This window comes from Labilibaculum manganireducens, from assembly GCF_963665805.2.
Classification (GTDB): Bacteria; Bacteroidota; Bacteroidia; order Bacteroidales; family Marinifilaceae; genus Labilibaculum; species Labilibaculum manganireducens.
Window position 1 is genome coordinate 1 of the sequence record NZ_CAXXEE010000002.1, and the last position, 8382, is coordinate 8382.

At 36.5% G+C, this 8382-nt stretch carries 5 protein-coding genes; 3 read left to right on the forward strand and 2 right to left on the reverse strand.

Annotation, left to right across the window (positions count from 1 at the left end; translation table 11 throughout):
• Positions 1-519 precede the first annotated feature (519 nt).
• The 3 genes from ACHZAX_RS00015 to ACHZAX_RS00025 all read left to right on the forward strand — a co-directional run bounded on the left by ACHZAX_RS00015 (position 520) and on the right by ACHZAX_RS00025 (position 6126).
• Entirely contained in the window at positions 520-4170 is a 3651-nt protein-coding gene (locus tag ACHZAX_RS00015) for a hypothetical protein (RefSeq protein ID WP_320017584.1), read from the forward strand.
• 63 nt (positions 4171-4233) lie between these two features.
• Positions 4234-5396, forward strand: a protein-coding gene (locus tag ACHZAX_RS00020) for an IS3 family transposase (RefSeq protein ID WP_462677413.1) whose coding sequence is annotated in 2 segments (ribosomal slippage) — positions 4234-4498 and positions 4498-5396 — 1164 coding nt in all. Because the reading frame shifts where the segments join, the coding sequence is not laid out codon by codon here.
• Between the two features lie 64 nt (positions 5397-5460).
• Positions 5461-6126 (forward strand): hypothetical protein, encoded by a 666-nt coding sequence (locus tag ACHZAX_RS00025; protein WP_320017586.1) that lies wholly within the window; start codon positions 5461-5463, stop codon positions 6124-6126.
• Between the two features lie 1086 nt (positions 6127-7212).
• On the opposite strand, the gene ACHZAX_RS00030 is transcribed toward ACHZAX_RS00025, so the two are convergent.
• Positions 7213-7890: a hypothetical protein gene (locus tag ACHZAX_RS00030; protein ID WP_320017587.1), complete on the reverse strand. Its 678-nt coding sequence runs from the start codon at positions 7888-7890 to the stop codon at positions 7213-7215.
• 108 nt (positions 7891-7998) lie between these two features.
• The coding region (locus ACHZAX_RS00035) for a type II toxin-antitoxin system death-on-curing family toxin (RefSeq protein ID WP_320017588.1) at positions 7999-8382 on the reverse strand (384 nt) is incomplete at its 5' end.

Consider the following 8382-nt stretch of genomic DNA (forward strand, 5'->3'; position numbering starts at 1 on the left):
ACTACATTAACAATTTGAAACCCCTGGTATATACAACTAAAAGCTCCAGTTATGTTCTGAAAGGACTTTAAATTCAGTATGTTTCATGTCTTTAAACTCACCAATTTTCTGATAAAATCTCAACAAATACAGTCTATTCTGATAGGCTTGCACATTTTAGGTACAAATATTTATCAGTTTTAATCTTTCGAAAATCCTTTACTTCCAACTTGAGTCTTGATACGAATTTTTAGAATCGAATTTCAACAATTTTCAAATATCATTAATTTAGTAAATGATATGCGGATAGATACAAAAATCGGCAAATTACTTGTTAAGGCGGTATAAACAATCAAAATAGCGGTTATTAAGTATTTGATCATTGTGCCGTCACCTGATTCTACCTATTGAATATAATATGAAAAGAAGGCATCAACAGCCAAAAGTAACTATAATTATTATTTTTTGATTTGGAAAAGCCGGACGCTTTCCTATTATATAAATGCTGTCTCAGGAGGATATTCTTATAAAATGAGATTCTTGGAAGATTGGGTAGAAATTGCAATTGAAGATTTCTCAAAAGAAACAGAGTCAGAACTAACAATCAGGAAAAAGATTACAACCGGAAAGTCAGGTGCTTTTGTTGCTCTTGTAGACTGTAAAGGCAAACAAAAATACGATGGATTATTCTATTTGAAAGTAGTCCATAAACCTTCACCCAAATATGCAACTGAAACTGAGCTCCACGAAAGAGCGATAAAAATGAGAGCATTCTCGGGTAAGGTACCTGAAATTATCTATAATAAATTAACAGAAAAATATTCCATCCTTTTGTTGCAAATAGCTGGAGGGTCTTGGGTAAACCTAAGGCCTTTTATGCAAACGATCAATCTTTACTACAATGGTTATGTTGAGTTAAGTAATCTTCTATACGTTAACGATTTAACTTTTCAAAATTCATTAAATTCATCCGGATTGCTAAGAAAAATACTAAGCTATAAACTTGACGAAGATCAAGGCGGCAGGATACTATTAAATGCAGAAAGATACATATTGCATGATATTATGACCCATTCTCATATTGGATACTCGGACCGAAATTTCGTTAATCCTTTCTATTATTTTTTTAATTGTGATTCTGTTAAACATCAAGAGATTAGACCTCTGTGTGGCCCAATTCACGGAGATTGTCATGCTGATAATATTTTTTGTAGAGTCAAACCAGATGCTTCTATTAGTGATGTTTGGTTGATAGATTTGTCATTTTTCGAAGAAGATAATATTTTTTTCTATGATTTAGCATACTTTGAGCTCTCTACTTTATTAAGAAAGTTTGATGGAGTAGGTGAAGAGAGGTGGTTGAGACTATTAGATTATATACTGTCTTATAATGAGGATACTTCCAAACAAACGATAATTCTGGATCAAAACGAAAGGGGATGGGCTGAAGATATTATTCTGAGCCGTTTGTATCTGAATGAATTAATAGAAAAAAAACATCCTAATAGGCAAGATGACCTCTATTTCCAAGTTATCTTATGCAATATAGCTGCAGGGCTTTCTTTCCTAAATAAAAAAAAGAGAGAGAAAGAGTCTACCGGAGGTTTAAGCGAGGGACAATATCGCTTAGCGTTTTTATGGGCCTGCCTACATTTAGAAAATTTTATGAAAAAATCAAGTTGTGGAATCCCAAATAATCCCAAATCCATTCCGAATCTTAATTTTCAAAATCCTGATATAAAGCAAAATATTGAAAAAAAATGGGCAGAGTTCGAAATTTTTCATAAAAACGGCTTCAATATTTTAATTTTATCGCAAAATCGTGAATCAAATGAGATCGTTAATGAATTACCTTTATCAATATGGAATCTTGTTATTGATTTGAATCATAAACGAATTGAAAATAATGTCCTAGAGAATTCAAAGCGATCATATACGCAAGCATGGGTTTTGGGAACAATTCCTGATCTTCGATTAATGAATAAAGGCGGATTATGGTATTTTGCAAATGGTCGAGAGGATATTTCAGAGTCCCCTGTTATTAAGGACCCTAAAAAATGGCGTAGAAGATATCATGGCTATTTAACAACATTGCTTAATGATATTGCGGACCAATTGTCCCCACCTATAATCAATGTTCTCTTTTTGGGCAATGAATTGGATCAATCGTATGTTAGATTAGTAGCCGAGAGTATTGATAGTGCATTTGAAAGCGGACTCAATCAAATCATCATTGCTAGTGGAAATTATATAGAACCTCCTGATTTAGTACAGACAAAAAGTATAGATATAAATATAGCAATAGAGCTACTTAATCAGACAAAACAGCCTGATAGTGAAGACTTTCATGATTTTCCCACAATTCCAATAAGGGAAAATCGAAATATTAAATACGGAAAAATTCCTAAAGATCTAATCGGGCGAGTTGAAAAAGACCTAACCATTATTCATAATCTAAAAGCGAGAGAAATCGATAAATCAAGACGATTTGGTACAGATTTCCTACGAGGAATGACTATTGATTGGAGTGAGCTTGATAAAAATATAGATGTTAGAAGGGAACGGTATGAAAAATACTATTTAAGCGAGATTGAAGTAGGTCTAAAAAAATCAACTTTGGCAAGAGTTAACTTGTTGCATGAGCCAAGCGCAGGTGGCAGTACTTTAGGTAGACGTTTAGCTTGGTCATTTATCGATATGTATCCTGTAATATTTTTAGATCAACTTAGTGAACAAACACATACTTATATAAGAGATATTTTTCAGTTCACCTCACTACCCATCTTAATCTTAGCTGAATCTGAAAATATTACCGATAGCGATCTCCAATTATTGATCAACAAGCTTTGGGAAGACAATGTCAGGGCTGTTTTTTTATGGATAGCTAGAGTCTATGGAAATCAATCTGATGATAAAATTTTAAAAAATATTATAGATGACAAAGAAGCATTACATTTTCAGAATATTTTTCTTCAGGAAGTGGATGAAGATGACTTTTTAAGACGAGAAAGGCTGAAAGAGTTAACAACTAACAACTCTTTGATCAATCAAAGAAATTTATTTTTTTACGGACTCACTGCTTTTGATCGAAATTACTTAGGCCTCGAAAAATTAATGAATCAAACTGTTAGAGTAATTGATAGAAAACAAAAAGATTTGCTATCATGTCTATCTTTGGCTAGTTTATATTCAAGCGAAGGCTTTCCAGCCGATGAATTTAAGGAGATAGAAGAAAAATTGGGGATCGACTTTGAAAATTTGGGATTTGATTCTTTATTTATTAGTCGAACAAAAAACTATATAAAAATTTCTCACAAATTAGTTGCAGAAAAATATATTGAAAAATTTTCACGAAACTCAGATAATTGGCGCGCTGATCTTCATTTGTATGTTGATCAATTTTTTAACACAATAAAAAATTTAAAAAACATTAATTCAGAACGAATTCGAAGGCTTATTAAGATTCTATTTGTAACGAGAGATGTGGAGGCCGTGATTAGGTCTGATATCGACTCTGTAGTGTCAAACACACATCGAAGATTTTCTCCATTAATTCAGGATTTAGGTAATACTGAAACTGCAAGAAACACTTTATCCAAAATTAGAAACTTATGGCCTGATGAACATCATTTTTCAATTCATTATGCCCGGCACCTATTATATGAATCTCCAGAAAAATATGATGATGCACTCAAAATAGCTTTATCAATTGATAACGATGCAAAAGATCCTATAGTGTTCCACACAATAGGAATGTGTTATCGAGCAAAAATGGTTCAAAAATTAGATGCGGCAAAAGAAACAAAAAGTTGTATTGACACTATCATTGAGCCTGTCAGACATGACTTTGAGAAGGCGACTGAAAACTTTTTTAAATCTATAGAACATGCGAATTCAGATGAATATGGATTAGTGGCAACTGTACAGACGGTTTCAATTTTTCTTAGATCTTTAATAATGATTACTAACACAAATAATCTTGCTATTTTTCTAAAAAATCACAAAAATAATTTATATCTTGATGCGTTGCATTTAGGGGATGATTGTGTCAATCAACTTGAATCAAATACAAGAAAAAAACTATCGGTTAGAACTGTCACTGTTTGTGCCCAATGGAAAACAATTTATGGAAACTACGACTCTGTCCTTAATGAACTGAATAATATTTCAAAAAAATATGAAGACCCCTGAGGTGGTAGGGTAATTGTGGACACTTCTCTAAGAGTGGGTTAATAATCCACACGGAGGTGTCAAATGAAGAAAGACAGAAAGAAGTATGCACCTGAATTCAAAGAAGAAGCAGTTAAACTGATAACCGAACAGGGATATCAGATTACCGAGGCAGCCCGAAATCTCGGAGTAAATCCAACCATGCTGGGTCGCTGGAAACGTGAGATTGAAGGTAGTGGAGAGAGTGCCACTGGTTTACAAGGAAGTGTGGCAATGAAGGCAGAGTTGAGCCGTCTTCGAAAAGAAAACAACCGTTTGAAGATGGAACGTGAAATCTTAAAAAAGGCAGCAGCCTTCTTCGCGAAAGAAATGAGCTGAAGTATCAATTCGTTGATGCTGAGAGGAAGGCTTACCCAGTAGCTCTGATATGTATTGTCATGCTCATATCCCGGAGTGGATATTATGCCTGGCGTAAATGTAAAAAATCATTGAGGCAGAGGGAAGTAGAGAGACTAATCCCTATTGTTAAAGCGGCTCATCAAGCATCAAGGGGTACCTATGGCGCCCGCCGGATTGCAGAAGAGATAAAAGCATCCGGCAGTCCTTGCGGGCGGTACAAAGCTGGGTCATTGATGAAAATGGCCGGTGTTGCCGCCAAGCAGAAAAAGAAATTTAAAGCGACGACAGACAGCAAACACAATTTGCCAGTTGCACCGAATTTACTGGACAGACAGTTTGAAGTTGTCGAAGCGGACAAGGTTTATGTCTCTGACATTACATACATTTGGACCCACGAAGGGTGGTTGTATTTGGCCGTCGTTATAGACCTTTTTTCACGCCGGGTTGTCGGCTGGTCCCTGAGTAATCGAATGACCACAAAGCTGATCATGGATGCCCTGCACATGGCAATCAGGCGTCGAATGCCTGCCCCTGGCCTGCTATTTCATTCAGACAGGGGAAGTCAGTATTGCAGTAAAAACTTCCAGAAAATGTTGAATACCCTTGGGATGGTTAGCAGCATGAGCCGGAAAGGGAATTGTTGGGACAATGCCGTGGCAGAGAGCTTTTTCGGTAGTTTGAAGACTGAGAGGGTCTTTTTTACAAACTACATGACCCGAGAAGAAGCCCGAAGAGACATCATTGATTACATCGAAATGTTTTACAATTGCAACAGACGTCATTCCTATTTGGGGTATATCAGTCCAAAAGAATTTGAAAAACTGTGGTTTTTAGAAAAAGCCGCTTAACAAAAGTGTCCATTTCTACTTGACCAGGTCACCCTCTGTTAGAAGAGCTATATGTTCAACAATAATGGCTAAATACAATAGAAAATGGGGAACAATCCCTCAAGGTCACATCAAAAAAATTGTAAGTATGATGGAACAAAATATCATTCATCAGGAAATAAAAGTTTCGGATCTACGAAATTGGATTCGAGCATATCGTTTTATTTCAAATTATGACCCACAAATTGCAATAGAAAGAATGCTTGATTGGCACGCAATTATGAATAATCAAATTGAACCTGTTTTCTATTTGTATTCATTATATTTTATTGAATGGATGAACTCCCAAAAAGCTGTAAAAGGATTTTCGATAGAATGTCTAAAGTGGATAAAAAAATGTCAAGATTCTCGCTTTTTTGGACAATCTTCTTGGTCATATGAATGGTTAGCAAAAGATTCTAAGGGGTATAAAATAGTCCATTATTATGATTTAGGATATGATCCTGTAGATCTGATTAAAAGAGGCAGTAACAAAGAGGAATTCAAAAAATTTGGGATTACTAGAATAGAAGGTGTATTAACTGAATATTTAGGGCCTCAAAAAGCCTTTATAGATATAGGGCAAAACTTAAAAGTTTGGTTTGCACCTTTAGATATAATTGCAATAGATCATTTAGGTAAATCTATTTCAATATATTTATCCTTTAGCTACAATGGTCTTAGAGGCTGGGATCCCGTCATAGCAGGTTGACTGCAAAGAAAATGGGGGAAGTAGTCGAGCGGGGGATCAATCTGTTTTTGCCATTCCACTGGGCCGAGCCACACTGGACTTTGGCTATACCACGATTTGAATTACAGAGAATTACCTTCCCAAACACCCTGATTTCGAAATGAAAAAAAGGGGGCACCCATTAAAGGCCGGGTCTGCCTTTGAGACTTTCTAAAATATACCCTAACGTTGCATAAAATGAGCACCATTGAATAAGAAGAAGGCGGTTGGTGTCATTATGGGAACCCATTTTTTCAGAATAATTCAGGACCTCACCAAAAGTGAATTCCTGTGACGAGCTTCAAAAAGTGTAACGCTTATTTTTGAAGCTATTTTGCATATTTGATAGCAATATCAATGAGTTGTAAAGATGTTGTAGGCGGCGCTATTTACAAAATGTTGTAACGGTCAGGAAATATCTAATTTTTAGACTGACATTTCAAATATGGCTCAAAAGTTTTGCCTAGTTTTGTCAATAAAATCATATAGTTAAAAGAAATACGAATTTGAGGCAAAAAAAATGTCCCCAATTGGGGACACCAGCATGGTTCGACAAATTTGAACTATCCCATCAGATAGCATGATATCTTGACAGTAACAAGTACAATTTTAGGTGCGGGGTAATACGGCGGGGTAAGCTGGGTACTTTTTTAAATTTTAGCGGGATAAGCGGCGGGATAACACCCAGGCAAGCGTTACAGTATTATGTTACTGATTCAGGGGTACAGCGTTACACTTTTTCAAGCTCGCCATTCCTGAAAATTGCTAAATTAACTTGGAAAAGCTTAACAGGAAAGGCTCACAGAGCTATCTGCTAATTTTTTTATGCAACGTTGGGGTATATTTTAACAATGAACATGCTGACGGGACAAGCCGCATTGTTCAAAGTTATCTTCAGTATTTTTAGGAAAACAGAACCCTACAATATGTCTATTTAAGCTCGCTTTTCGGGGAGCGGTGTTGGGCACAACATCTTGTTCCCTTTCTTTATTCTGTCGATGGAGGATTATACATAAATCCTGAAAGTCGTATAAAGCGTACACTATTCGGGGCGTACCCCCAGATACTTCAAAAACAGCCTATTTCTGGCGACTGATTCGGTGGACCATCGATAATTTCCCATGGCAGGTGTTCTTGAATTTCTCTGTTGCTTCCAATAATGTACTGTGAAGCTTTAATCTCGTTGGCTAATTCAATAACATCGTTGTACCCAGGAATGAAATCTCCTTTTCTCCCCCAATTCTGTAGGCTGACAAGGTCATTTCTAAAAGATGCTTGATCGCATTCAAAACACTTTGTTTTATGTGGAAAAGTGCCATTTAAGTTTTCACGCAGTCTGAAATTTATAAACTCGTCGGTATCGGTAAACCCTGCATGGTATTCATTAAACCTACAGTTGATGCAATCCTCACCATCTAAGATCGGAAAAAAAACCCCTTCAAGGGCAATGCAATCAATACCTATATCCCAAGGGATTGGCTCCCCCTTTTTCGGGAATCTTTTTTCAGACTCAAGAGAGATTAAGGTGTAATCTTCGTTTGGATCCAATTGGGCTAGAATTGTGGCTTTGTCAAATATAGCCCCAACGGGGTATCCGTCCAATGGTTCTACAGGCGACGATTGTCTTATTTTTACAATATTTGAATGCGGTTTTTCGTTAAATTTTTGAATCAACACATAGAGCTTCTTTAAATTTGAAGGTTGCTTGAAATTGAGATTTGCATATTCAATAAATAATTCTGTCAACGGTTGTTTCCTGTAATAATTGCCTGATTAAAAACTCCCCGGGAAAACGGTTCAGGAAGACCGTTTTCCAAAACCGATGATCAGCCGGTTTCTATCCCGGGGAAAGGGTTAAATATCTTTTGATTCAGATTCACAAAGTAAATTCATGATCAGTTTTATTATCGTGTCTTTCTGATTTGGAGCAGATTCGGCCACCAGCAATGTCAAAGCAGCCAGGCCAGTATCATTGATCACCGGCAGCCCTGTACTATTTAGCAACCGGCCATTTCGGTGTAGGAAGTCCACAAATAAAAAAGCCCCGCTTCGTTTGTTTCCGTCAATGAATAGATGATTCTTAACCACGAAATAAAGCAGATGGGCGGCCTTACTTTCAATGGTGGGATAGGCTGGCTCTCCAAATACGGTTTGATCCAGATTGCCAAATATTCCGGCAAGGCTGTCAGCCCTGGAAGATTTGGCAAAAAAATTGGTTGCCTCTCCCCGGGCGATCAA

Coding starts and splice junctions, on each gene's coding strand:
- ACHZAX_RS00025 (WP_320017586.1), top strand. CDS start 5,461: ATGGCTAAATACAATAGAAAATGGGGAACAATCCCTCAAGGTCACATC.